The 25,812-nt window shown below is 45.5% G+C and carries 28 protein-coding genes; 15 read left to right on the plus strand and 13 right to left on the minus strand.

What is annotated here, in order from left to right; genetic code table 11:
* Positions 1-232: 232 nt before the first annotated feature.
* The 3 genes from VST71_12090 to VST71_12100 are packed head-to-tail and all read left to right on the plus strand — an operon-like array spanning position 233 to position 2,630.
* Positions 233-979 (plus strand): response regulator, encoded by a 747-nt coding sequence (locus tag VST71_12090; GenBank protein ID MEC4686457.1) that lies wholly within the window; start codon positions 233-235, stop codon positions 977-979.
* On the plus strand, positions 976-1,431 hold the full coding sequence (locus VST71_12095) for a hypothetical protein (GenBank protein ID MEC4686458.1): 456 nt from the start codon (positions 976-978) through the stop codon (positions 1,429-1,431). Before VST71_12090 ends, VST71_12095 begins: the two co-directional genes overlap by 4 nt.
* Positions 1,422-2,630: a beta-ketoacyl-[acyl-carrier-protein] synthase family protein gene (locus VST71_12100; protein MEC4686459.1), complete on the plus strand. Its 1,209-nt coding sequence runs from the start codon at positions 1,422-1,424 to the stop codon at positions 2,628-2,630. Before VST71_12095 ends, VST71_12100 begins: the two co-directional genes overlap by 10 nt.
* Positions 2,631-2,635: 5 nt before the next feature.
* Here VST71_12100 and VST71_12105 read toward each other — a convergent pair whose 3' ends face one another.
* From VST71_12105 to VST71_12115, 3 genes are read right to left on the minus strand one after another with little or no spacing between them, the layout of a single operon-like run.
* Complete coding sequence (locus VST71_12105; protein MEC4686460.1) at positions 2,636-3,739, minus strand: GNAT family N-acetyltransferase; 1,104 nt, start codon at positions 3,737-3,739, stop codon at positions 2,636-2,638.
* A 16-nt stretch (positions 3,740-3,755) separates the two neighbouring features.
* A complete protein-coding gene (locus VST71_12110) occupies positions 3,756-4,979 on the minus strand; it encodes a pyridoxal phosphate-dependent aminotransferase family protein (protein MEC4686461.1) in 1,224 nt (407 codons plus the stop codon).
* A complete protein-coding gene (locus VST71_12115) occupies positions 4,940-5,941 on the minus strand; it encodes an NAD-dependent epimerase/dehydratase family protein (protein ID MEC4686462.1) in 1,002 nt (333 codons plus the stop codon). The genes VST71_12110 and VST71_12115 overlap by 40 nt, the downstream gene beginning before the upstream one ends.
* Before the next feature lie 170 nt (positions 5,942-6,111).
* On the opposite strand from VST71_12115, the gene VST71_12120 reads away from it, so the two are divergent.
* The 12 genes from VST71_12120 to VST71_12175 all read left to right on the plus strand — a co-directional run bounded on the left by VST71_12120 (position 6,112) and on the right by VST71_12175 (position 16,898).
* Positions 6,112-6,498 (plus strand): DUF948 domain-containing protein, encoded by a 387-nt coding sequence (locus VST71_12120; GenBank protein MEC4686463.1) that lies wholly within the window; start codon positions 6,112-6,114, stop codon positions 6,496-6,498.
* Between the two features lie 4 nt (positions 6,499-6,502).
* The gene (locus VST71_12125; protein MEC4686464.1) at positions 6,503-6,835 is read left to right on the plus strand and encodes a YtxH domain-containing protein; all 333 of its coding nucleotides are present in this window, start codon (positions 6,503-6,505) and stop codon (positions 6,833-6,835) included.
* A complete protein-coding gene (gene hypA / locus VST71_12130; GenBank protein ID MEC4686465.1) occupies positions 6,835-7,179 on the plus strand; it encodes a hydrogenase maturation nickel metallochaperone HypA in 345 nt (114 codons plus the stop codon). The genes VST71_12125 and hypA overlap by 1 nt, the downstream gene beginning before the upstream one ends.
* Positions 7,180-7,202: 23 nt before the next feature.
* Positions 7,203-7,850 carry a hydrogenase nickel incorporation protein HypB gene (hypB, locus tag VST71_12135; protein MEC4686466.1) on the plus strand — a complete coding sequence of 216 codons (648 nt, stop codon included), beginning with the start codon at positions 7,203-7,205 and terminating at the stop codon, positions 7,848-7,850.
* Between the two features lie 214 nt (positions 7,851-8,064).
* Positions 8,065-8,277 carry a DUF1858 domain-containing protein gene (locus VST71_12140; protein ID MEC4686467.1) on the plus strand — a complete coding sequence of 71 codons (213 nt, stop codon included), beginning with the start codon at positions 8,065-8,067 and terminating at the stop codon, positions 8,275-8,277.
* 2 nt (positions 8,278-8,279) lie between these two features.
* The gene (locus tag VST71_12145) at positions 8,280-8,408 is read left to right on the plus strand and encodes a hypothetical protein (GenBank protein MEC4686468.1); all 129 of its coding nucleotides are present in this window, start codon (positions 8,280-8,282) and stop codon (positions 8,406-8,408) included.
* 283 nt (positions 8,409-8,691) lie between these two features.
* The gene (locus tag VST71_12150; GenBank protein MEC4686469.1) at positions 8,692-9,234 is read left to right on the plus strand and encodes a DUF502 domain-containing protein; all 543 of its coding nucleotides are present in this window, start codon (positions 8,692-8,694) and stop codon (positions 9,232-9,234) included.
* Positions 9,235-9,599: 365 nt separating this feature from the next.
* The gene (locus tag VST71_12155; GenBank protein ID MEC4686470.1) at positions 9,600-10,889 is read left to right on the plus strand and encodes a tetratricopeptide repeat protein; all 1,290 of its coding nucleotides are present in this window, start codon (positions 9,600-9,602) and stop codon (positions 10,887-10,889) included.
* An 8-nt stretch (positions 10,890-10,897) separates the two neighbouring features.
* Positions 10,898-11,689 (plus strand): FecR family protein, encoded by a 792-nt coding sequence (locus VST71_12160; protein ID MEC4686471.1) that lies wholly within the window; start codon positions 10,898-10,900, stop codon positions 11,687-11,689.
* Positions 11,690-11,700: 11 nt separating this feature from the next.
* Positions 11,701-13,371, plus strand: a complete 1,671-nt coding sequence (locus VST71_12165; protein ID MEC4686472.1) for a fibronectin type III domain-containing protein — start codon at positions 11,701-11,703, stop codon at positions 13,369-13,371.
* Between the two features lie 75 nt (positions 13,372-13,446).
* Complete coding sequence (locus tag VST71_12170) at positions 13,447-14,907, plus strand: MBL fold metallo-hydrolase (GenBank protein MEC4686473.1); 1,461 nt, start codon at positions 13,447-13,449, stop codon at positions 14,905-14,907.
* On the plus strand, positions 14,895-16,898 hold the full coding sequence (locus VST71_12175; protein ID MEC4686474.1) for an adenylate/guanylate cyclase domain-containing protein: 2,004 nt from the start codon (positions 14,895-14,897) through the stop codon (positions 16,896-16,898). Before VST71_12170 ends, VST71_12175 begins: the two co-directional genes overlap by 13 nt.
* On the opposite strand, the gene VST71_12180 is transcribed toward VST71_12175, so the two are convergent.
* From VST71_12180 to VST71_12225, 10 genes are all read right to left on the minus strand, one after another.
* On the minus strand, positions 16,893-17,984 hold the full coding sequence (locus tag VST71_12180) for an HD domain-containing phosphohydrolase (protein MEC4686475.1): 1,092 nt from the start codon (positions 17,982-17,984) through the stop codon (positions 16,893-16,895). The genes VST71_12175 and VST71_12180 overlap by 6 nt on opposite strands.
* 46 nt (positions 17,985-18,030) lie before the next feature.
* Entirely contained in the window at positions 18,031-18,390 is a 360-nt protein-coding gene (locus VST71_12185; protein ID MEC4686476.1) for a hypothetical protein, read from the minus strand.
* Complete coding sequence (gene rpiB / locus VST71_12190) at positions 18,372-18,830, minus strand: ribose 5-phosphate isomerase B (protein ID MEC4686477.1); 459 nt, start codon at positions 18,828-18,830, stop codon at positions 18,372-18,374. Before rpiB ends, VST71_12185 begins: the two co-directional genes overlap by 19 nt.
* Positions 18,831-18,903: 73 nt before the next feature.
* The gene (ilvD, locus tag VST71_12195) at positions 18,904-20,556 is read right to left on the minus strand and encodes a dihydroxy-acid dehydratase (GenBank protein MEC4686478.1); all 1,653 of its coding nucleotides are present in this window, start codon (positions 20,554-20,556) and stop codon (positions 18,904-18,906) included.
* A 14-nt stretch (positions 20,557-20,570) separates the two neighbouring features.
* Positions 20,571-20,801 (minus strand): YdcH family protein, encoded by a 231-nt coding sequence (locus VST71_12200; GenBank protein MEC4686479.1) that lies wholly within the window; start codon positions 20,799-20,801, stop codon positions 20,571-20,573.
* Between the two features lie 37 nt (positions 20,802-20,838).
* Positions 20,839-22,197, minus strand: coding sequence for a protoporphyrinogen oxidase (hemG, locus tag VST71_12205; GenBank protein MEC4686480.1), 1,359 nt, complete (start codon positions 22,195-22,197; stop codon positions 20,839-20,841).
* 74 nt (positions 22,198-22,271) lie between these two features.
* Positions 22,272-22,961 (minus strand): type I 3-dehydroquinate dehydratase, encoded by a 690-nt coding sequence (gene aroD, locus VST71_12210; GenBank protein MEC4686481.1) that lies wholly within the window; start codon positions 22,959-22,961, stop codon positions 22,272-22,274.
* A gap of 4 nt (positions 22,962-22,965) precedes the next feature.
* Positions 22,966-23,826, minus strand: a complete 861-nt coding sequence (locus VST71_12215; protein ID MEC4686482.1) for a DMT family transporter — start codon at positions 23,824-23,826, stop codon at positions 22,966-22,968.
* Complete coding sequence (locus tag VST71_12220; protein ID MEC4686483.1) at positions 23,826-24,986, minus strand: nicotinate phosphoribosyltransferase; 1,161 nt, start codon at positions 24,984-24,986, stop codon at positions 23,826-23,828. Before VST71_12220 ends, VST71_12215 begins: the two co-directional genes overlap by 1 nt.
* Before the next feature lie 66 nt (positions 24,987-25,052).
* A complete protein-coding gene (locus VST71_12225) occupies positions 25,053-25,808 on the minus strand; it encodes a segregation/condensation protein A (protein MEC4686484.1) in 756 nt (251 codons plus the stop codon).
* Between the last annotated feature and the right edge of the window lie 4 nt (positions 25,809-25,812).

The raw sequence follows: 25,812 nt of genomic DNA on the forward strand, positions 1-25,812 counted from the left end.
ACAATAAAATCTTGCATACGTGACATGGTGATGGACATGTAATCAATTAATATAACTCAAAAAGGGGACGGGTTGCAATGCGGGCCGTAATTTTGCAAGGTTATTGGACATAGTAAAGAGTTTTGTATCCGGGAGTCTTAATTATATATAATATACTGAATTGAGGAAGGTGTGGTTGAAGAAGTAATAGATAACGGATGGGAACATTTGACATGCTGACCGGGAATTTGTGATGGAGAAAAAGAAGATACTGATAGTTGAGGATGAGAAGGAACAGGCTGATTGCCTTAAGGAACTCCTTACTTTAAAGCCAGGCAATAGTTGGGAATCCGTTGATGTGCTCTATGCTGCAAGCGGGAACGAGGCGATTAATCAGCTCTCTTCTGATATCGATATAGTTGTGCTGGATATAATACTGCCTGACATGAGCGGTCTCGAGGTTCTCAGACACATCAAGGAACGCTACCCCTCTATTCCTGTAATTGTTGTCACAGCTTACGGGACAGAGGACCTGTGCCTGAGGGCTTTCAGGCTCGGGGCAAAGGACTATATAAAGAAGCCCTTCAGTTTTGATGAGTTACTGAAGAAGATCGAAGCAATTATTTCAGGGAGTTTCTGCGAGATCAATGCTGATTCCGAAGTAAGTGAATCCCCTATGATTCCACCGCAGATTCTATCAAAATTGGTGAAGGTAAAGACGTATATTGATTACAACTATATGTTGCCAATCACTATTTCAGAGCTCAGCTCTGTTTCCGGTCTGAACAGGGTTTATTTGTGCAGGTATTTCAGGGCACTTACAGGATTTACCTGCAATGCCTATATAAGAAGGTTGAGACTGGATCATGCAATTCAGTTACTGAAGGAAGGTGACAATAGTATATCCGATGTTTCAATGAAGCTTGGTTACAGCCCCAAATACTTCTCTACCCTCTTTAAGAAGACCTACGGTATTGTCCCGAAAAAGATAAAGGAATGATTTTTTTAGCCCAGCCTCAACTCAGTGAAGCGGCCTGCCGCAGAATAGAAGATGTATTGTTCAGACTGAGGGGCCTCTTTGAAGAGATAAGCCCGTTAATCGAGGGTTATACCTCGGAAGTCTGTCCTAACTGTGAGGACGTCTGTTGTAAACAGAGACACGCATATTATGACAGTGAGGACTTGATTTGCATCTCTGCCCTTGGCCTTGCAGTTCCTGAATATAGCGAGAGAGGTCTTGAGGCGCGATGTGAATTCCTCTCCTTTAACGGGTGTTCAAGACCAAGATGGCAGAGACCCTTCAGGTGTACCTGGTATTTCTGTGAACCCCTTTTGAGGCATATGAGCGACGGGCCTGGCAGACCACACCGTCGCCTTGTCAGCCTGCTGCAGGATATAGTTGAATTAAGAGGGAATTTAATTAATTCGGAAACAGTAATCGGATGCAAATGAGGCGGGTGGTTATAACAGGTATTGGCGCAGTTACTCCCTTGGGGCTTAACTTTCAGGAGACCTGGGATGGGTTGAAGAAAGGTCTCTCCGGGCTTTCCGGATGCAGCAGGGTTGAGGTGGATGATATACCGTGGAAGGTGACCGGAGAGTTAAGAGGGTTTGATACCCTCTCTTTCCTGACTCCCAAGGAGAAGAACCGTCTTGACCCATTTATACAGTTTTCCCTCGCTGCTGCCCTTTCTGCATTTGAAGACACCTCTTTATATCCCGAGCCGAATATTATGGTCATAATAGGTTCGAGCAGGGGAGGGGTCAGCAGGATTGAAGAATCCCTGAGTGCATATTTTAAGGAGGGACGGCCCCTGTCAGCCTATCTGATGCCGGCTACAACAATAAGTATGGCACCGTCATATATTGCGCACAAACTCGGTTTAAGGGGATACTGTCTTGGCATATCCAATGCCTGTGCATCGGGCACCATGGCAATTGGGGAAGCATTCAGGCTGATAAGGACTGGGTATGCGGACATTGCCCTGACAGGCGGGACAGAGGCGCCTTTATGCAGGTTATGTCTTGAAGGATATGGCAGGACAGGTGCGCTCTCCACAGGTACAGACAGCAGCGCAAGCCGCCCCTTTGACAGGGACCGCGATGGGTTTGTCCTCTCAGAGGGTGCCTGTGTCATGGTTGTTGAGGAGATGCAGCATGCCATAAAGAGGGGGGCCGTGATTTATGCCGAGATTATGGGTTATGCCAGCATTAATGACGGGTTTCATCAGACAATGCCCTCAGAGGCTGGTGAGGCTGCGACGATAAGTCTGGCACTTCAATATGCGGGTATCACGACAGAGGAGGTTGATATGGTTAATGCCCACGGAACTTCCACGGTATCAGGTGACAGGGTGGAGGCCCTTGCACTGAAAGAGGTTTTTGGAACGAGGTTACGGGATATCCATGTAACGGCAAACAAGTCCATGACAGGGCATATGCTTGCAGCATCAGGCGCCCTGGAGGTGGCAGCCACAGCCATGAGTCTTCATGAGGGACTGATTCCTCCAACCATAAACCTTGCCCTGCCTGACAGGGAGTGTGGTCTTAATATTTCCTCAGACCTTGTAGAGAAGGACATCCGGGTGGCCCTGAGCACTTCTTTCGGTTTTGGGGGAATTAATGCAGCCCTTGTATTGAAAAAGGTTTAGGTTCCTTATATTCCCTTTTCATATATTCGGTATCTCTTATACAAGCTGCTTCCGAACATCTCGATAAGTCTTATAACCGGCTCATTGTCTTCCAGAATCCATGACATTTCCACCCGTTTATGGCGTTTCCTTGCGGCCTTAAATGCCTCTCTGAACATCAGGGCATCCACTCCCCTGTGCCTGTATGCGGACTTAACGCCAAGGAGTAGAAGCCTGAGGTCCGTTATTGTTCTCTGGTAGTAGAGGGCCTTAAGAATGGATATCGCGGTTAATCTGCCATTCATCTTTCTGAGGAGGAGATTGAAATCAGGCAGCAGACCGAGGAATCCAACAGGCTCACCATCCTTCTCTGCAATCAGCGTCATCTCGGGTGGGGCAATGGGTTTTAGACGTTTTCCAAGGTACTCCAGATCGTCGTCTGTGAGGGGGATGAATCCCCAGTTTGTATTCCATGCCTCATTATAAACCTCCTTGAATGCACGGAGTTCTTCGCTGAACCTCTTCTTTTCAATCTGTCTTATCTTTATGCCCCTGCGCTCGGCCAGACGGGCGACACGAAGTACTTTTTCGGGTAATTCCTTAGGGACATCAAGAATAAATGCGAGGAGGTCCTTTGCCTTTATCATCCCGCACTGTTGCATCAGCTCTGGATAATAAGGGGGGTTGTATGGGGTCATGAGCATGGGTGGTTCATGGAATCCGTCTATCAGAAAGCCGCACTGCTCATTTGTTGAAAAGTCCATGGGCCCCCTCATAACTGTCATTCCTGCCTCGCTGAGGTCCTTTGAAACCGTATCTAACAGGGTATTTGCGATATCGGGGTCATTGCGGGACTCAAAGAAACCAAAGAATCCGGCTTTTTCATTATGATATCCGATGTGCTGTTGATTGACTATTGATGTGACCCTTCCAACTATTTTCCCTCCCTCCCTGGCAAGAAAAAATTTTACAGCGGCATTCTTGAAAAAGGGGTTTGCAGGAGAAAAGTGTTCTTTCTGGTCCTTTATAAGCTCAGGGCTGTAATAGGGGTCGTTTTTATATAATTTAAAAGGGAACTTTATAAATTCTTTTATCTCCTGATCTGTTTTTGCTTCAGTGACCTCTATCATTGGTTGCTCCTTGTTATTAAATCAGTCCCAGACTGGTTCCTACCTTTTTGAATGCCTTTAAGACTGTTTCAAGGTGCTCATCTGTGTGTGTAGCCATATAGCTGGTTCTGATAAGTGCCTTTCCATTGGGAACCGCAGGACTTACAGCCACATTGGCAAAGACCCCTTCATCCTGCAGCATCATGGCCATTCTGAAAGCGATTTCATCATCCTTAACAATTATGGGTATGATCGGTGTCTGACTCGGGCCAACCTCAAATCCGAGTTCCTTGAAAGCCCTGAGCATCTTTGTTGTAATCTGACTCAGTCTCTGAATCCTTTCCGGTTCCTCATCGATTATATCCAGTGCTGCACTGACAGCAGCCACAGAGGCAGGAGGAGGGCTGGCACTGAAGATAAGAGAACGGGCAAAGTGTTTAATGTAATGTATCACCTTCTCGTCTCCAGCAATAAAGCCGCCAATTGAGGCAAGGGATTTGCTGTAGGTGCCCATAATCAGATCTACATCGTCTTCCATTCCGAAATATTCGCATGTTCCACGGCCTGTCTCGCCCAGCACGCCTATTCCATGGGCGTCGTCAACCATCAGCCTGGCCTTATACTGTTTTGCAAGGCCGGAAACCCCTGGCAGGTCAACTATATCACCTTCCATGCTGAAGACACCATCGACAACAATAAGTTTTCCTTTTCCATTACAATTTTTCAGGACCCTTTCAAGGTCATCCATATCATTATGGCGGAACTTCTTTATATCTCCATAGGACAGCCTGCAACCATCAATAATACTGGCGTGGTCCATCTTATCGATTATGACAATGTCGTTCTTTCCTATGAGGGCTGAAATTACCCCGAGATTTACCTGAAAACCTGTGGAAAAGACCATGGCAGCCTCTTTTCTCATGAAACGGGCGAGTTTTTCTTCAAGCTCTACGTGTATTTCCAGTGTGCCGTTAAGGAATCGTGAACCTGCGCAGCCGGTTCCATACTTCTCTATAGCCTTTATGGCAGCCTCTTTAACCCGTGGATCATTAGTCAGTCCCAGGTAGTTATTGGACCCGACCATTATCATCTTCTTGCCATTTGAGCAGACGACCGGATCCTGGGCACTCTCGATAACCCGGAAGTAGGGGTATAGTCCCAGTTCCATCAGTTCCCTGGCCTTGTTAAAATGAAGACACTTTTCAAAGAGGTCTTCTTTTTTCACAGCCATCTGTTTATTCTGTACCAGTCTGCCGTCCATTTCATCCCTTCCTTTAATGTTACAGTTGATTTATATCCCAGTTCTTGTGTCGCAAGAGTTGAATCACATATCCAATATGGGTGATGCAACTCCCGTATTTTGTCTCTATTGATTATCCCCCCTTTACTGAACCGCTCACTGATACCTGCAAAAAGAGGCATCACGGCCTTTGGTATCCGCAACTTTATAAAAGACCGTTCAAAAATCCCGGCTATCTCAAAGGCTATCTCTTCATTTGTATAGACCTTCGAGTCCGAGATGAAATAGAGCTTGCCGGTGGCAATCTCATTTGCTATGGAAAATAGTATACCATTTATCAGGTCATCGACATAAACCAAAGAATAAACGGTCTTCCCCCAATATGGAAATACCCCTCGTTTTATCATCTTGAAGAGCATATGAAAATCCCGGTCCCTCGGGCCGTAAACCGCCGGAGGTCTTATTATTGTTACAGGTATCTTGTCCCTTACGCTGTAAACGACGCCTTCGGCCTCGAGTTTGCTCTTTCCGTAAAAAGAGACAGGGTGAGGTTCCGTACTCTCTGTAACAGGTGTTCCGTTGAGGCTCGGGCCTACGGCAGCAAGGCTGCTGAGAAAGACGAATCTCTTTAGTCTCCTGCCCTTATCTATTAAGGCATTAACAATGTTTTCCGTCCCCTTAACATTAACAGCAAAAAAATTATCCTCTTCCACGGTCTTTGTAAGTCCTGCAAGGTGGAAGACGTAATCACAATCCTCGACAGCCCCTTTTAAACTATTGATATCCTGACAATCTCCGTAAAAGAGCTCAACGGAGGGGGCTTCCGGAAGGTTTGTCATCTTCGAAGGGAAAAGTAGTGTTTCTATCCATCTAAGGTCTGAAGACGACCTTACAAGACATTTAACACTATAGCCCCGGCCCGCAAGAGCCTCGACTAAATGGCTTCCAATAAATCCTGTAGCACCTGTAACAAGTACTTTCATTATGGTTATAACAGTTAATCCATTAGCCCGGTATTTATGACTCATTGCTGTTAGCGGTTAGCTGTGGATGATGGACGTAGATATTTTGATGTATAGGCATGTCAAGAGTCAAGTTTTCGGGCTTTCTTAAACTCCACATAGAATTTAAAGTATGTTATAATGTTTTTATTATGAGTGAGATTGCAGTTGTTATAATAGCGGTGGTTGTCATAATTTCTGCTGGTTTTTTAATCCCTGTGCTTATTGAGTTCAGGAAGACGATGAAGGGACTTAATGAGTTTCTTGATACCACAGGAAAAGAGCTTCCACCAGCAATTGATGAACTTAAACAGACCCTTGAAAACCTCAAGAGTATTTCCGGAGATATTCAATCGGTAACAGGGGGAGTAAGGGAGATTACCGATGTCCTTACAGATACAGCCAATAATGTCCGGTCAATATCAACTGTAATCAGCAGAGTTGGAAGCGAGACAAATGCCGCTATTGCCGGTTTTAAAAGCGGTGTTAAAACAGCAGTTATAGTTTTCTTTAAGAATTTATTGCGTAAGGGAGGTTAATATTATGGAGGAAAGAGAGGGTTATGGTGTCGGCTCGATGTTTTTTGCCTTTTTGCTTGGTGGCTTTGTTGGTGCAGGTGTGGCCTTGATTCTGGCCCCTCAGTCAGGACCTGAGACGAGAAGACGGGTAATGGACCTTGCAGAGGATGTTAAGGAGAAGACGTCCGGGATTAAGGAGAAAGTCACAAAAGGGGTTGAGCAGGGTAAGGGAACGGTTTCTACAACCCTTGAGAAGGGCAAGGAGTTTATTGAGGAGAAAAAATCAGCCCTCAGCTCTGCTATTGAGGCCGGGAAAGAGGCATTTGAGCAGGAAAGGGAAAAGCACAAGAAGACCTGATGCATGAGGTGTCCATAGCCCAAAGCATTCTGGATATAGCAATAACAGAGTGCCGGAAAGCTGAGTACAAGAGGATAAATTCTATTTCATTACGTATAGGGAAGGTTTCAGGAGTAAAGGTCCAGTCTCTCCTTTTTGCATTTGATATAATCAAAATTGATACCATTGCCCAAGGTGCAACCCTGATCTGTGAAGAGGTTCCTGTAGCCGGGTATTGCCCGCAATGTCATAATAATTTTGAGGTTGCATCCGACTTGATCCTTGCCTGTCCTGAATGTGGTGGAACCCGCTTCAAAATCAATGGGGGAAGAGAACTTGATATTGTGGAGATTGATGTTGACTGAGCTGTTGCCAGGGAGGCCATTTCATGAAGGTAAAGGTAGTAAGGCGTATACTTGAAGCCAACGAGAAGATCGCAGAAGAAAACAGGAGGCTTTTTAAAGAGAAAGGGATTTTTACAATAAATCTGATGAGCGGCCCCGGTGCCGGAAAAACCTCTCTTCTTGTGAGGACCATAGAGGCATTGAAAGACAGGGTTTCAATAGGGGTAGTAGAGGGCGATATTACCGGCACAGATGATGCAGAAAGGATAAATGCCCTTGATGTCCCTGTGGTTCAGATAAATACGGAAGGGGCATGTCACCTTGATGCCAACATGATAAGGGAGGCGCTTGATGAGATTCCCCTTAATGATATAAGCCTTCTGTTCATCGAGAATGTAGGCAACCTTGTCTGTCCTGCTGAGTTTAATGTTGGCGAAGATATGAAGGCAATGGTGCTTAGTATCTCTGAGGGTGATGACAAGCCTTTAAAATATCCCTTGATGTTTCAGGAATCAGGTGCACTCATCATCAACAAGACGGACCTCCTTCCTTATACGGATGTAGACATGGAAAAGATAAGAAGGAGTGCCCTGTCTCTTAATTCCGGTTTGAAAATATTTGAGGTCTCCTGCAGGACCGGTGCAGGTTTGCCTGACTGGACCGATTATTTGACCACGCTGTTAGCCACGTAGCAAGCATTAGCCACGAATAATCACGAGAGTATTTGAGACTTGTTTTAATGTTTTCTGCTTTTCCCGTGTCTCCGAGTTTTAACAAACTCAGTTTCAACTTGAATGCGAAGAAGAGAATTTTAAGTATTCGTGATCCCCGATATGACTTAAATCATAACAAAATATCTTTTAAGGCATTATTATAAAGATAAGATTAAATTGAAGGAGGAAAAAAATGGCGACAACCAGGAAAGAAGTTGACAGGGATACCATAATCGGGGACATAATCAGGGAGATGCCCGAGGCCACGAAGGTTATTGAGAAGTATTTTGGAAATGGTTGCTTTACGTGTCCGGGAATTAACGTGGAGTCAATTGCCTTTGGTGCAACGATGCATAACGTTGACCCCGAGGTGGTGGTAAAAGAAATAAACGAACTGGAGGACTGATTATGGAAACAAAGTGTTTTGTATGTGGTGCGGCTGATAAGGAGAGGGTATATCTTTCCTGTGTTCAGGGCGGCGAAGAGAAGCTGGTATGTGTGCTTTGTCTGCCGGTTTTGATTCACGGAGCCCATTAATCCACTCTCTATTATTGACCAGGGGCTTCATCCCCCTGGTCAAACCTCAATGTATCACTGGTTTTACTTCGATAATAGCTCGTTCATAACCGTTATTCTCCTGAAAGTATTCTGTAGCTTGACAATTTATCCTATCGTCGGACCGGTAAGTATGTGATTGCCTCAAAGTCTGTAGTAATGTCAGAATAAACCATGAACCTGAGGATCTTTTCCAATCACTACAGCCTTGGCTAAGCAGGGCTTGATTGCCAAATAACCGGAACGAATAATATCAGGAGGGAGCATGAAGAAACTCACAGAGTATTTTTTAAAGGGTCTTTTGTTTTTAGTACCGTTGGTGGCAACGGTTTATGTCGTGTATCTTGTTTTTATAAAGATAGACAGGCTTTTCAGCTTCAGGATCCCGGGGGTGGGGTTTGTAGTTACAATACTGACAATAACCGCTGTGGGATTTATTGCCTCAAATTTCCTGACAAAGAGACTGGTGCTCCTGGTTGACAGAACCTTTGCCAGGCTGCCGTTCATAAAGATGATTTACACATCCATAAAAGACCTGATAGGTGCATTTGTTGGCGATAAGAAGAGTTTTAACAAACCTGTTTTAGTTACCCTTATGCCGGGGAGCAAGATACAGGTTATAGGGTTTGTAACTCGTGAAGGCCTGCATAATTTAGGGCTTTCAGACAGTGTTGCCGTATATCTTCCCCAGTCATACAACTTTGCAGGAAATCTCATAATTGTGCCAAAAGAACAGGTTGCCCCCCTTAGCGCTGACAGCGGAGACGTTATGGCCTTCATCGTATCAGGGGGCGTGACAGCGAATTAAGGTTTACCCAATTAACTTCTACCAGGATATTCAGGCAGAATTATGAAACCGGTTACATAGTTTGTGAAGCCGGTTATGCAATTTTCTTCTGTCTCAAAATAAAAGCACCTGAAATACAAGGAAAATTTTATAGGCATTGATCTTGCTTTATTAAAAGTTTAAGATTAAAAAAAATCAATAAATTAAAAGTTTTTTAAGATAAATAATTGGAAGAGTCCCTAATGGATACCGGGCTGATAAAGTAATATCTGACAAATAATTCCTCGCTTTATTTTGCTTTCAATATCATATCCGGTGTCCCGGCATCCTGATATACAGGGCTTACTCTATAAATATAAATTAAGAAAGAAGGAGCTGGGTTGCTGATGAGGTATTTATGCATAGCATTAGTATTTATATTCCTTTCTACAGTGTCACCACTTTATGCCGGGTCAGAAGATTACGAGTTATATATTGCACAGGGTATCCAGAAGATAAATCAGGGGAAAACGAAGGATGCTATCGTGTTACTCAGGAAAGCACTGAAATTAACGCCGGAAAGTCCGGAAGCCGCTTATTACGCAGGAGTTGCCTATTCAATAAATGGTAACTATAAAGAGGCGGAGAGCCTGTTTTTACAGACACTTCAACTGGATGAGACATCCGCAAATGCATATCTCGAACTTGGCCGTATCTATTATGTCACATCGAGATGTGACGATTTGGAAGAGCTTCTTTCAAAATTTATAGACCGTTCAAAAGACAAGGCCTTAAAAGGGGAGGCAGCTGAATTAGTGGATGGTTGCAGGAATAAGGCTGAAGAGAAACCATACAGGCTTGATATTTCTGCAGGCACTCAGTATGACAGCAACGTAATACTTGAGCCCTCCAACCCCCCTGTCAGTGCGGAGAGAAAGTCGGACACCAGGGCTGTGTTATATGTAACGTCCGGAGCCGTTCTCTTAAAAGACAGGGTCATAAAGCTGACGCTGGATTATAACTTCTACCAGAGTCTTCACATGAACCTGAATGAATTCAATGTGCAGTACCATAAAATCACGCCTGTCTTAGAGATGACTTTTTCCGATGCACTCAGGTCTTCAGTGGGATACTCCCTGGAGTATACGCTCCTTGGCAGTGACCTATACAGCAGATTCCATACCTTTTACGGCAAGTTTACCGTGAAAGAGAGTGAGAAGCTCTCAACAGAGGCAATATATGAATACAGGAGTCTTAAGTACTGGGACGGCGATATATTTCAGACCAATTCCATACGCACAGGATATCAAAACACCGTGGGTATAAAGCAGAATTTTTATTTAAACCGGCTATCAGGGGAGATATATTACTTTAGTGATTTTAACAGGGCAAAAGAGGGCTACTGGGCTTTTGACGGACAGAGGTTAGGTGCTGAACTTGCCTATAAGATAACACCTCATCTGCATATTAATGTTTCAGGTGAATACAATGAGAGGCGGTACCATGATGACTTCCCGGGCTTTCAGGAGAAACGGTTGGACAGGATGCAGCAATACTCTCTAAGGCTGATATACTTCATTTCTGAGAGGATGAGTGCCTCTGTAACAGAGAGCTATACTGTTAATGATTCGAATATTGCTCTTTTTAATTACAAGAGGAATATAACAGGGATATTCTTAACAATAGATGTATTGTGAGGTGTATTATGAAAAAATATGGACTGGTAATGCTCATTTGTCTTGCCTTGATTCTCATTGTCACATCAAAATCATATTCCGGGATATCTGATACAGATGATGATACAGAGGCGGGACAGGTCTTGACGGTAAAAGGTAGCGTGTATCTGGTAAGGAATGCTCAAAAGAACAACGCAGAGCCACAGATGCAGCTTTTACTCAAAGATACAGTTGTAACAGACAGGGGGGCAAGGACAAAACTCTTTTTTATGGATGACAGTATCCTCAATCTTGGCGAGTTAAGCAGGGTTGAGGTCAAAGAATATTTATATACTCCGGAGAAGAAGAGATCAAGGTCTGTGTACAGGCTGATTAGCGGTTCTCTGAGGATGGTAGTGGGGAGGTCGGATCTTGAGATTCATACACCGACTGCAGTGGCAGCCGCAAGGGGGACGAAATTTATAGTATGGGTTGAAGGCAGCGGAGATAACATGTTTACAGGAATAATAACCCTTGAGTCTGAGGTTGTAGTAAAGAATATCGTTAAGGGCATAGCTGGAGAGGTTACGGTAAAGAGTGGTCAGATGAGCCGTGTTTACATGGATAAGCCACCAGAGGCAGCACAACCGATTGATATCGGAATAATGAGACAATTAAGTGACCAGACCATGGTTTTAGGAAATACAATAAAGGGTCCTGACAGATTGCCCGAGGGAATACCGATGCAATTTACTGAGGGTTTATACATGTTTCAGCCACCGGTGTCTCAGGAACCGGTAGAGACGTCTGTTCCGGTAACCATAAATGTAATCTTTCCATAGGAGTGAAAATTATGAAATATACGCTATACATAAGCCTGATTGTTTTAACCCTGATGGGTGCTTCCTGTGGAGGCGGCAGTGACGGCGTGCTCAGCTCAGACAGTACAACCGTGGTGATCGGACTTGGTCAGCAGGCAACTGAAAGAGATGCAGCTCCTGCCCAGGTAATTCCTTCCGCAGTAAGCTACGTGAAATTTTATATCTCCGGATCCGGAATGAGTCCCATAGAACGCACGATAAGCGTTACCGGAAGCAACACTATCGAAGAGGTATTTCAGGTTCCAAATGGCCAAAACAGGCATTTTACCGTCTTTGCCTATGATGATGCCAATACCCTGCTCTACTATGGCGATACTCATAAAACCCTCCTGGGAGTCCCGACAACGGTAACCGTGACAATGGTTTCCGTGGCAGAGCAAATACCGCCAACTTTTGGAGGAGTTGATACAGCGACAGTCGTTTCGAGCACGGAGATAGACCTGACATGGACGGCAGCCACAGACGATGTAACGCCTTCAGCAAACATAGTCTATCTGATATACATATCAACAACACCGGGGGGGCAGGACTTTCTGGTGCCGCCGAACTTTACCACAGCAGCCGGTGCTACCACTTATTCGGTAACAGGACTTAGTTCCTCAACAACCTATTACTTTGTAGTGAGGGCCAGGGATGAGGCAGGCAATGTGGATACAAACACCGTGGAAATGTCAGCTATCACCCTTGATGCAATACCACCAACCTTTGGAGGAGCTGATACAGCAGCGGTCGTTTCGAGCACGGAGATTGACCTTACATGGACAGCAGCCACAGACGATGTAACACTACAGTCAAACATAGTCTATCTGGTATACATGTCAACAACACCCGGAGGAGAAAACTTCCTGGTGCCTCCAAGCTTTACCACAGCAGCAGGTGCTACCGCATATACGGTAACCGGACTTAATCCCTCAACAACCTATTACTTTGTAGTGAGGGCCAGGGATGAGGCAGGCAATGTGGATACAAACACCGTGGAGGTCTCAGCCACTACCTTGACACCAACGGATGCAACACCTCCAACCTTTGGAGGAGCTGGGTCAGCCACAACCGTATCAAGCAGCCAGATAGACCTGACATGGACGGCAGCTACAGACAATGTAACACTACAGTCAAACATAGTCTATCTGGTATATATATCAACAACACCGGGGGGAGAGAACTTCCTGACGCCGAACTATACCACTGCAGCCGGAGCTACTTCTTTCTCGGTAACAGGACTTACCACCTCGACGACCTACTACTTTGTGGTGAGGGCAAAGGATGAGGCAGGTAACGTGGATACCAACACCGTAGAGGTCTCAGCCACTACACTTGATGCAATTCCTCCAACCTTCGGCGGTGTTGAGACAGCCACCACAATTTCAAGCAGCCAGGTAGACCTGACATGGACGGCAGCCACAGACAATGTAACGCCTTCAGCGAACATAGTCTATCTGATATACATATCAACAACATCCGGGGGACAGGATTTCCTGCTTCCGCCGAGCTATACCACGGCTGCCGGAGCTACCACTTACTCGGTAACAGGACTTACATCCTCAACAACCTACTACTTTGTGGTGAGGGCAAAGGATGAGGCAGGCAACGTAGAGACCAACACCGTGGAGGTTTCAGCTACCACCCTGTCTTCAAGGCATTAAGTTTATGTTTTTAAAAACCCTTGAATTGTTCAAACAGGATTTTTTGATAAACGTTTATGCTAAAATATTTATCAAATGACTGACGGTATTACAGTCCGCATACTCGGTGACTTTGGCCCCTTTTCCAGCATGGGGAAAAGCATCACTTATCAGATAACGATCGGGCGGTCTATTTATCTTATAGACTGCGGTGCACCGTTGTTTCAACAAATCGGAAGTCAAGGGCTTAAAGAGATAAAGGGTCTTATAATTACTCACTGCCATGACGACCACAAGCGGTGGTTTACTGATCTTGCCCTCTTTAATATGTATGCACCGGATATCAGCAACAAGATTTTCTTCCTTACATCAGAGGATATTCATAATGAACTTATCAGGTCATCAGGCCCGGCACTGGACAGAAGCCTTTCAAATGATTCGAAAAATATAATAGATATTGCCTGCGAGGAATACACTGATTTCAGGATAGTGGGGCCACGTGCAAAATACAGAATAGTCTCCGTAGATGAAGGTGACGGGAAAACAGCTCTTTGTATAATTGACAGGAATGGTAATGTTGTTGGTCCTGATATTGCGAAGATTGTTATAAGTAAGAAGACAAAAAGACCGAGGATGCTCTTTAAAGACCCTGATTACAATGAATGGGTTGAGCCGGAGAGCTTTTATCCATTTTCTTCATCCATATTCTATGAGGAAGACAGAAATATTTACAAAACCCCGGAGGGTTTTACCTTTGAAGCTATTAAGTCAGCTGTGTGGCATGGTGTTCCATGTATAGGTATAAAGATTACAACTGATAGTGAGACGCTTATTTTCAGTTCTGATACCGTTAATGATAGAGAACTGTGGAGGCAACTCTATACCGAGAAGAGGGTTCAGAGGCTTACGATGTCAAGAGAACAATTTGAGTCTGCTGCTGTTATTTTCGGGGATATAAACGACTATATAGAGCGGATATGGGGTGAGGAACGGTACAAGGCGGCAATCAATGCCTTTAATAATGCCATAGTTATTCATGATATAGCTGCAAGAAACAGTATAGTCCACACAGACTATGAGAAATTAAAAAATACTTCTCTGAAGAAAGAAAAGGTTATATTAACCCACAGTCTTGACGGAATAACCTCGGAATGGGTGCTGTGCGATGCAGGAAAGAGTTTTAAGATCAGGGGAGATACTTTCGTTGAGATGGTAGGTGATAAATATTATCCTATGAATGCAGATATTTATCACAAGGAAGGCGGGAGATACTTTGTTGGTTACAAGAATGAAGAAGGAAGATATAACGTGTATGAAAAAGGCGGGCTCCTCAGCCTTTCCACGGAGGCAGTTCCAGATCTTGGCACACTGCTTTACAGGGTTGATATGTATGAGGATATATCAGGGAGGTACTTCCCGAAGCTGGAAGAGGAAAACGTCATGTATCTGGAGCGGGGAGATGGAAGGGTTGAGCTTATCGAATTTACCGGGGAAGGAAGCAGAGGCAGGATTGTAGAGGACCATCGAGCCAGACTCCCGAAGGGATGCTGTACATAAAAACCTTATTCGGGCTACGCAATCCTAAATGGTTCGGGAAGCCAACTGTTTTTATTCCCCTGCTTATAACTCTCGTCTTTGCAGCCCTGACGGTCAAGAACCCCCCGATTATTGATGAGTATATAGAGACACTCCTCCTGGATTACAGATTTAAGATCAGAAACCTTATCTTGCCTCCTCCGGTTCCATCCGATATCGTAATAGTTACCATTGATGAAAAGAGCCTTTCAATCTATGGGAGATGGCCATGGAGCAGGAAGCTGCAGGCAGAGTTGATAGGGAAGGTATTTGAGGGAAACCCAAAGGCTGTAGTGGTAGATATTTTTTATCCCGAAGCTGGATCTCCCGAATCGGACAGGGCACTTGCAGAAATGATAAGGAAACATAAAGACAGCCTTGTTATGGCCCTTGGTTTTGAGGTTGAAGAAGGAAAGGTTTTTGATGGTGAGGTAGAGGAGATTCTTTATGACCAGGCAATCACGAGGATTGAAAACCTGAAATACCTTCGCTCTGTAGAGGCATACAAGGTACTCCTTCCACCTGAGTCGTTATCCCGTTCTGCAATATTCGGACATGTCTATCCCCTGCCTGACAGGGATGGAAAACTGAGATGGGAAAACCTGTATATCAAATATGACGGTGAGTATTTCCCTTCATTGACACTCCAGGCTGCCCGTGTTGCCCTGGGCATTGCACGGGACAGGGTGTGTATCATAGGTGGTGCAGGGGTTGAACTGGGGGGGAGGTTTATACCCACTGATGAGTTTGGACGGCTTCATATCAACTACATAGGAAGAGAGGGCAGCATTATCCACAAATCAGCAGCAGATGTCCTTTCAGGGCGTATCCCCGCCTCTTTTTTTACGGGTAAAATTGTATTTATCGGTACCACTGCCATGGCAACATATGACCAGAAAATTACCCCTTTTTCTGCAAACATGCCGGGTGTTGAAAAGAATGCAACTGTTGTTGCCAATATCCTCAGCGGTAATTTCATAAAGAAGACCCCGGTTTATATTGATCTGCTTGTGGTTTTGCTGGCTGGTATTCTTGCCCTGTTTATAGGTCAAAAAAAGAGGGCATTATACCTGGTTGCCGGCTATACGGCGCTGACCTCAATGGTTGTCATTACAAATCAGGTCCTTTTTACCTGGTATGGAATCAGGCTTAATCTGATATACCCCCTCCTTACTGTCATATCGGAAGGGACTTTTATTATATGTTATGGGTATTTTGTTGAAGAGAAGAAGGCAAGAGAGATCAGAAGGATGTTTTCGAGTTATGTGACCGAGAGGGTCGTTAATGAACTGATTAAAAACCCTGAACTGGCAAGGCTGGGTGGGGAGAGGAAGGAAGTAACCGTTCTCTTTTCCGATATAATGGGGTTTACAGGATTTTCAGAAGGACATGCACCTGAGGAAGTGGTTGCCATGCTTAATGAGTATTTGGGGGCAATGACAGAGGTCATCTTTAAATGGGAGGGGACACTGGATAAATTCGTGGGAGATGAAATCGTTGCCTTCTGGGGCGCGCCTTTGGAGCAGAAAGACCATGCGGGGTTAGCAGTCAGGTGTGCGCTTGATATGGTCAGGAGACTTGAAGAGCTCCAGCGAAAATGGAAGTCTGAAGGCAAACAGGTTCTTGATGCAGGGATAGGGATAAATACAGGAGAAGTGGTAGTTGGAAACATTGGAGCAGAAGGGAAAAAAATGGACTATACGGTTATCGGTGACCATGTAAACGTTGGTGCAAGGATTGAGACACTTACAAGGAAATATAATACACATATCCTGATAACACAATTTACACTGAACAGGATAGGGGAGTTATTGACAACGGATTCTCTCTACCGTACACATACGTCCATAAAGGGGCTGGAGAAGGTGATAGTTAAGGGCAAGGAACGGCCTGTTGAGATATACGAGGTTAAGTCCCTGATATCAGGGAATGCATTGGAAACAGATGAACGCAAAGAACCTTTATCTTCATAATGATACCGTTCCATCAGCAAAGGCCTGGAGGAATGCCTCAACAACTTTCGGATCAAACTGTGCACCTGCTACTCGTTTGAGTTGTTCCAGGGCTGCCTCTGGTGAGATTCTTTTTTTATATGGCCTATGAGTTGTCATTGCATCAAAGCTGTCGGCTACCGACAGTATTCTCGCCAAAAGGGAAATTTCGTCACCTTTAAGTCCGTCAGGATAACCGGCTCCATCATATCGTTCATGATGATGCCTGATAACGGGCAGTATTTCCTTGAGCTGCTTGATGCTTTGCAGGAGCTCTGCTCCGTAAATTGAATGCATCTTCATCTTCAGCATCTCCTCTTCACTGAGTTTCCCCTTTTTCAGGAGTATATCGTCCCTGATTCCAATCTTCCCTATATCGTGCAATATTGCGGCAAGCTCCAGGTTTTCGAGTTCCGCCTTGCTTAATCCCAGATATCTGCCGATAATCATGCTGTAGTTCTTTACCCTTCTTGTATGTCCGCCTGTACAAGGGTCTCTCAGTTCAATCGTCTCGGTAAGGGTCTCGGCTGTGGTGTAAAATGTCTCTTTCAGTTCTGAATAAAGGCGTGCATTTTCAATTGCGACTGCAATATAATTTGCGAGGGTCTCTGTCAACTCAAGGTCACTGTTATCAAACCGGCCATCCTTTTTGTTTATTCCCTCAAGCACCCCGATAATCCGTTCCTTGCTTTTTAAGGGAACACAGATGATATTTCTTGTCACAAAACCGCTGAATTTGTCTGCGGTTTTAAAGAATCTTGGGTCTGACTGTGCATCATGTATAATCAGGGGGGTCCCATGTTCAGCCACCCAGCCTGCAATGCCGACACCCTTTTTGAGCCTGATCTGTTTGACCCTTCCCCCTTTTTCTCCGGTTGCTACATCAAAATACAGCTCCCCGGAGGCCTCGTCCAGCAGCAGCAGGCTGGCCGCCTCTGCATTCAGAACCTTTGTTGTTGCCTCGATAGCCCTTTTTCTTATCTCACCCTGGTCAAAAGATGAATTAATCAGAGAGCCCAGTTCAATAAGGGTTTTAAGTTGTATTACCTGTTTTTCTAATGCCGTCATCTTTTATGTCACCACTCCACCACTCCATAACTCCAGTTTTTAATTCTTATGGCATATTGATTACAACATCGTAGGTCCCTATGGAGACCCTGTCTGCTATTGATTCCTCCCAAAGGAGTTCTGTCACGGTTTTAACAACCTTTTTTGGCAACATAAGGATAAGTTTTGTCCCTGTTTCAGAAATGGCCTTCCACTGCAGAGCCTTTTCCTTGCTGACGCTATGCTCTGTTTCAACCTCAACAACGGCGAGTACCATACCGTGATTTCCGAGTATGAGATCAGGATAGTATCCCCTGAATTCGTGCTTCTGACCTTCCAGATTATCCGTAATATCATTATACTCCCTTGACAACCTTGACTTCAGTGTACGGACAATCCAGTCATGGATCAGTCGTTCCTCTTCCATTGTCTTTCAAACTCCTTTATCTTGAATAGTCTTTTTCGGTACCTTTCGAGATCCTTGAATTCCGCCTGCAGATAAGCCTTTACTATCTCTTTTGCCAGTTCCTCTCCGATTACTCTTGCCCCAAGGCAGAGTATATTCATGGCATCATCTTCAACTCCCTGGCGGGAGGAGTAGGTATCATGGCATACAGCTGCCCTTATGTCCCCAAATTTATTTGCAGCCACCGAGGCTCCAACACCACTCCCACAGATTAATATACCTCTCCATGCCTCTTTGGACTGAACTTTTTCAGCCACGAGGCGGGCATAGTCTGGATAGTCGGACGATTCATGGCTGAAAGCTCCGATATCAATGACCTCGTATCCTGATTGCCTGATAAAGTCAGAAAGGGTCTTTTTCAGATAATATCCTCCATGGTCCGCACCTATAACGATCTTCATTCTGATCCCCATATTCCGTCTTTCTCTATGCATCCCCTGTCTGTTCTGTGACGATTTTGGGGTAATGTTTGCGTTATTTCATTATTGCGCCGGTGGCTGCAGAACTCACCAGGCGTGCATACCTTGACAGATACCCTTTCTTTATCTTCGGTTCCGGTTTTTTCCACTTGCTGAGTCTTTTCTCTATCTCCTTGTCAGACAGGAGTACATCCATCTTTCTTTTGGGTATATCTATTTTTATCCTGTCGCCGGTACGCAGTATTGCTATAGGTCCTCCTTCCATGGCCTCTGGAGAGATATGTCCGATACAGGGGCCCCTGGTGCCGCCTGAGAACCTCCCGTCAGTAATAAGAGCAACTGATTCACTGAGTCCCAGTCCTGCAATTGTAGCAGTTGGTGACAGCATCTCCCTCATGCCGGGTCCCCCTTTGGGTCCCTCGTATCTGATTACAACGATATCCCCGGGAGCAATCTTCCCATTCAGGATTGCCTTCATCCCATCCTCTTCAGAGTCAAACACTATGGCCGTGCCTTCAAATCGCATCATCTTTTTGCTTACAGCAGACTGTTTCACCACAGCACCATCAGGTGCAAGGTTTCCTCTCAGTATTGCAATCCCGCCTTCCAGGTGATGGGCCTTTTTGACAGGTCTTATAACCTCAGGGTCAGATATCGTGGCCATTTCAGCTATTTTCCTGGTCTTCAATCCACTAACTGATGAGGTGTTATGCATGAGGTCTTCCAGAGTCCGGAGTACAGCAGGTATGCCGCCGGCATAGTGGAGGTCCTCAAGATAGTGCTTTCCCCCGGGAAGCATGTCAGCTATATGAGGTGTTGTCTTGCTCAGTTTGTCAAAGAGCTCGAGAGGGAGTTTTATCCCTGCATCATGGGCAATTGCAGGGATGTGCAATACTGTATTGGTTGAACCTCCAAGGGCCATATCCACTCTTATGGCATTTTCAAAGGCCTTAAGTGTCATTATTTTCCGGGGAGTAATATCCTTTTTTGTGAGTTCAACGACTCTTCGGCCACTCTCAAAGGCTATCCTTCTCTTTTCAGCATCAGAGGCAAGAGCGGTTGCACAATAGGGGATGCTCATGCCAAGGGCCTCTGTGACGCAGGCCATGGTGTTGGCGGTATACATTCCCTGACAGGATCCAGCCCCGGGGCAGGCGCACATCTCAAGTGCCTGCAGTTCGTTATCCTTGATGAGTCCCTTTTTGAATTTTCCTATGGCCTCAAAGGTGTCATTAACAAGGGATAGCCTTTTCCCCTTGAGATGGCCTGAATGCATTGGACCCGCCGTTACTACGACAGCAGGGATATTAATCCTGCCCGCAGCCATCAGCATTCCAGGGGTGATCTTGTCACAATTTGTGAGGAGCACAAGGCCGTCAAACTTATGTGCCTCTGTAACGCTCTCCACCATGTCAGCTATGAGTTCTCTTGAGGGCAGAGAATAGTGCATGCCACTGTGTCCCATCGCAATACCGTCACATATTCCGGGTACGCCAAAAAAGAAGGGATAACCACCACCTGTGTGAACACCCTTTTCAATAAATCTCTCAAGGTCTCTCATCCCGATGTGCCCCGGGATGATATCTGTAAAGCTGGTGACCACACCAATGAAGGGTTTGTTTATTTCACTCCTGGGAATACCTGTTGCATAAAGAAGTGCCCTGTGAGGAACGCGCTCGATCCCCTCCTTGATAGTCTTGCTTCTCAATCTCTTTAACCTCCTCAGTTTATTGTTGCAGGTTTTTTGAATTCCCTTATCAATTTGGCCATCCTGTCTTTCTTGATAAGTTTCTGTTTCTTCATAGCCTTGATCTTCAACTCATCTTCAGCTGTCAGAAAGTTTTTGTTTTCCAATTCTGAAAGCTTTGCATCCAGTGTCCTGTGTTCTTCTTCGAGATGACGGAACTCGTTGCTTTCCTTCCTCAGAATCTCAAGGACTTCCTGGTCGTTCATAAGCTCCTCCTCCTTCTCCATCCACACGGGATGGGTGTTAAGTTTTTGAGTGCAATTCCCGGGCAAGGTTACGGGAATTCTCTATGCAGTCATTAACCCCAATGCCCCTGTATGCGTTGCCGGTCAGGTAAAGGCCACGGTATCCTGAGACGACATTGTCAACCTCTTGAAGACGTGCTGCATGACCGACATTATATTGGGGGATGGCCTTTTCATGTCTGTATATCCTTACGAAATCCGGAGAGACATCAATGCCCATAATATCCCTTAATTCATCAAGCACAATACCTGTCACTCTTTCTTCATCCTCCAGTGCGAGTTCAGTGGCCCTTGCACCACCAATCATGCTTCTAAGGAGGACGTAACCCTCTGGTGCCCTGTTGGGGAATATGCTCGAGTCCCAGAGGGTGCCGAGGATCTTTCTTTTTTCAGATGCAGGCACAAGAAAGCCGAACCCGTTGATCTTCTGACCTATGTCTTCCTGCCTGAACCCCAGACACGCAACAGAGACAGCAGGGTAGGGGATTTCAGACAGGTGAGCTGACAGGGCAGGGTCGAGGTTTCTTAATATCTCTGAGGCTGCATATGCAGGACAGGCAAGTATAACCATATCTGATTCCATCACACTGCCGTCCTCAAGATAAATATTATAACCGTTTTCTCTTTTATCAATAGCCGTAACCCTTTTGGATACAAGGAGTTTCTGCCCCAGAAAATCCCTTAGAGACTTGACGAGTGTCTCCATTCCATCATAAAAGGATGTAAGTCTTCCACCAGGTCCAGGTCCGACGCTTTTGCCGCTCTTTTTTGCCGCCTTCTGCAGCTTAAGAAGTGCTTTTATAAGACTTCCATACTTTCTTTCAAGTTCGTGTATTCTTGGAAAACAGCTCTTGAGGCTCATTTTTTCAGGGTCCCCTGCATATATGCCTGATGCCATGGGGTCAATCAGTTTTTCATAAGCCTCTTTACCGAGACGCCTTTTGGCAAAGGAGGCAAGGGTTTCGTCTTCTTCCTTTCCTTTAGGGCTCAGTATCTCATAGAAAATCCTTCCCCTTCCGCATGGACTTAACAGGCCTGAGAATAAAAATGCCTGGGGTGATTCCGGAAGAGGATAAAGCCTACCCCTTGAATAAATAAATCTTTTTTTTGCAGCGTCATTACTTCTCAGGGGTTTAAGTGAGAGTTTTCTTGCAAGCTCAAGAGTATAGGGTTTGTTATCAAGAAAGCCGTTTACGCCACGTTCGCAGAGGAAACCGTCAGTGCTGTCAGAGCAAATCTTGCCGCCTGGTCTGTTCTCAGCCTCAAGCACCCGGATTTCAAGGCCCGGGTCTTTTTCCAAGAGAAAATAAGCTAATGAGAGCCCCGAGATACCACCACCCACAATGGTAATACTCATCCCGGGACCTCCGTATCTGAAATGTTTTCTCTCTCCATCTATTAATAAATTATACCACCTTTCCGGAATAAATGCTATCCTTCTATAAGTGCCTCCATATACTTTCTCAGCTCAAGCACCGGTATCTGGCCGGGGGCCTTTGAATTACCGATCGAGGCAAAGGTGAAGAGTGAGCCCACGGATGGGAAAAACAGCCTTGATATCAAGCCCTTCACCCCCATGCAAATAGAGACGATACCCTCCTGATAGTGATCAAGTGTAAGACGGGTCATTGTCCTCAGGTCGTCCTTGCTGTTTGCTGTTGTAGCGATTTTTACAATATCTGCGCCCCTCTCCCTGTATTCTGTTATAAACCCGGAGAGCTCGTCATAAGAAGGGGTGCCTTCAAAATTATGGTATGATGCTATCAGGGTAATCCCGGCATCCCTTGCAAGATTCATTACCTTATCAAATATCTCTGCCCTTGCCTCAATGTCGATGAAGTCTGTAGAATTCCTTGTCAGATTAAAAAGCCTTATCCTTTCGCTGTCGGAAATATCTCTCTGTCCGCCTTCTTCTGTAGACCTGACCGTTGCTATCAGGGGTTTTCCCAGGGCTTCGGCTTTTTTAAAAACATCCACGATGTGTCCATCTGTGAGGCTGGAGAAGTGGTCAATCCTGAGTTCAATGAGGTCCAGAGCCTTCAGGATATCTTCAGATATATATTTTAGGTCGCTGTCTGAGGCAGCACCTGCAATTGCAGGCCTTTTGAAGTCAGGTCTCATGTTGTTAACCCGCCTTAACCGTTAAATATCCTGACAGAAGTATAAGCCCTCCGCCTATGTAAGCATTCATGGGGGGGAATTCAGATAGAAAGATCATACTGAAGATTATAGCACCAACCGGTTCAAGATAACCAAGCACTGCCGCCCTGTTTGCCTGCACTGAACTCAATCCCTTGTAATAGAGAAAAGGGGCTGCGGTTGAATGCAATATGCCCATAAGTGCAAATATCCACATCTTCTCTACCGGGAATGAGCTTATAAATGGCAGCAATATCAGGGCCATGAAAAAATTCTGAATAAATACGAGCACATAGGGGTTGAACTTCTGGGTAAAGACCCTGACGAGTATGACGAGTACGGCGTAGACAACTCCTGATACAAGCCCTGAAATTATTCCTATAAGGTCGGGGGTGAGGTGGAGGCCATGTGAAAAGACATTCCTGAGACACTCCATTATGGTGGCACCGCCAAGCATTATCCAGAGGCCTGTTGAGGCAAGGATTATGGATATAATAACCTTCCTGGTTATCCGTTCACCAAGAAACAGGACTGCAAGAAATGCGACTATTACAGGGGCAATGTAATGGGTTAATACAGCGTTTGCTATCGAAGTTTTTGAGTAGGCAAACAGGAATGTAAAGGTGTTCAGCAGGAGGCAGACGCTCAGCAGAAATATGTAGGGTATCTTACTTAAAGGAGGGAATGCCTTTCTGTAATGTCTGCCTGTAAACATAAGACTCTGAAAAATAAGGGAAAAACAGGTGGAGTAGAAGATGAGGATATGGACTTCCACTCCTGCCAACCTTACTATCAAGCCAAGGGAGCTCCAGATCAGAATGGCTGCTACAATATACAGGGATGGCATCAGGAAAGACTCAGCCTTTTTATCTGCTCCAGCACGCTCTGTCGGATTTCAGAGGCTGATTTTTTATCAATAAGAAGGTTGCCCGAATCGAGGACAGGAATAAGGATATCCTCAAGCTCTCCCTTGCAATCACAACTTGGTGTTACAGGGCCGGCCGGTACAATCCGTCTGGAGCCGCATGAGCGACACCTGAGTACCCTCTTGCTCCCCGAACACTTCCCCCTCTTGGCTATGGGTGTTCCCTCAACCTCCATGATATCCATGGCGAAATCCACCACAGGTGCATTACTGATGGAGGTTCCAATGCCATAGGCATCAACAAGGGGGTTTAATACAGGGATATCCTCCTCCTTGATCCCGCCGCTTACAAAGAGCCTTACGTGTTTAAATCCCCGGAGGTCAAGTTCCCACCTGACCTCTTCAAGGATACGGTAGAAATCTCCACGCCTTGAAGACGGGGTGTCGAGCCTTACGGCAAATAGCTTGTCCCCAAGTGCCTTGGCAACGTTAATAGCCTCAAACTTTTCATCAAGAAAGGTATCTATAAGTGCAACCCTTTTGAACTTCGGCTCCAGTATTTCGTCATAAGCCCTGACAGCCTCAACAGTGGATCCCATGCAGATTATAAGTGCATGGGGCATTGTCCCGATGGGATCCTCTCCGATCATCTCGCCACTCTTGATTACGGCAACCCCGTCGCATCCCCCGATGTAGGCGTTTCTCTCAATCATCGGGGCCAGGATAGGGTGCATCCTCCGTGCCCCAAAGCTGGCCACAAGACGACCATCGGCAAGGCTCTTGAATCTGGCAGCCTTGGTTGCAATCCCTGAGGCCTGACATATAAGACCAAGGATGGCTGTTTCATAAACACAGAAATCCTGATAACGCCCCTCTATTTCCATAACAGGCTCGTAGGGATAAAAAACAGTTCCCTCTTTCATTGCCCTCACTTTTACAGGCAGCCCCTGCAGGAGGTAAATTGCCTCTTCAAGCCCGGCAAATACAGCCCAGGGCCAGTTTCCGGGCAGAACCTTTGCTATAAATTCAGCCTTGACAACAGGGTTAACACCCTTGCCCTTAAGTATTCTCAGGGTACGCTCAAAGTAGACGTCGGTTATGCTGCCATCCAGAATATCTTCAGGCCGTGCAGTATGAAACATCTTGCCCTCCTTGGGGGTTACAGATTGGAGGATTGGAGGATTGGAGAACTGCACTCCACTACTCCATCACTCCATCACTCCATTCTCCACTACTCCATCACTATTGTCACGCCTCAATATCCATATCTGATCAAAGAGATTTTCCTGATAGACCTTTACCACACCCAGTCTCAACAGTTCCAGGAGTGCAAGGAAGGTGACTATGAATTGGGCGGGTGTATGGTTGTCTTCAAATATATCCTCAAACCTCAGGGTCTTCTCTCCTTCTAATTTTTCAGTAATAAGATTCATTCTGTCCTTTACGGTAAGTGTCTCTCTCGTGATAGTCACCATCTCGGGAGGTGCTGTATCAAGAAGCTTTTTAAGTGCAGCTATCAGATCAAAGATATTTGCATCGAAGAGATATGGCTGACTTTTCGTCTCTTCAGTCTCGGGAAGGGAGGGCTCCCTCCAGAAATAATCAGACCACCTTTCCTGTCTGTCCTTCAGGTCAAAGGCCATATTCCTGAAGGCCTGATACTCTATAAGCCTCTCAACAAGCTCTATCCTCGGGTCTTCCCGGTCCTCAGGCGGCACATCCTCATCAACCGGCAGCAGCATCCTGGTCTTTATCTGAATAAGAGTGGCTGCCATTACAATAAACTCCCCTGCAATCTCGAGGTTCAGTTCCTTCATCAGGTCAAGATACTCTATATACTGACGTGTAATTTCGGATATAGGTATGTCATAGATATCTATCTTGTTTTCCCTGATAAGGTGCAGGAGGAGGTCCAGGGGGCCCTCAAAGAGGGGTAGTTTTATGCTGTAGCCGGTCTCTGCCATTTTC

It is taken from the genome of Nitrospirota bacterium (genome assembly GCA_035873375.1).
Classification (GTDB): domain Bacteria; phylum Nitrospirota; class Thermodesulfovibrionia; order Thermodesulfovibrionales; family JdFR-85; genus BMS3Bbin07.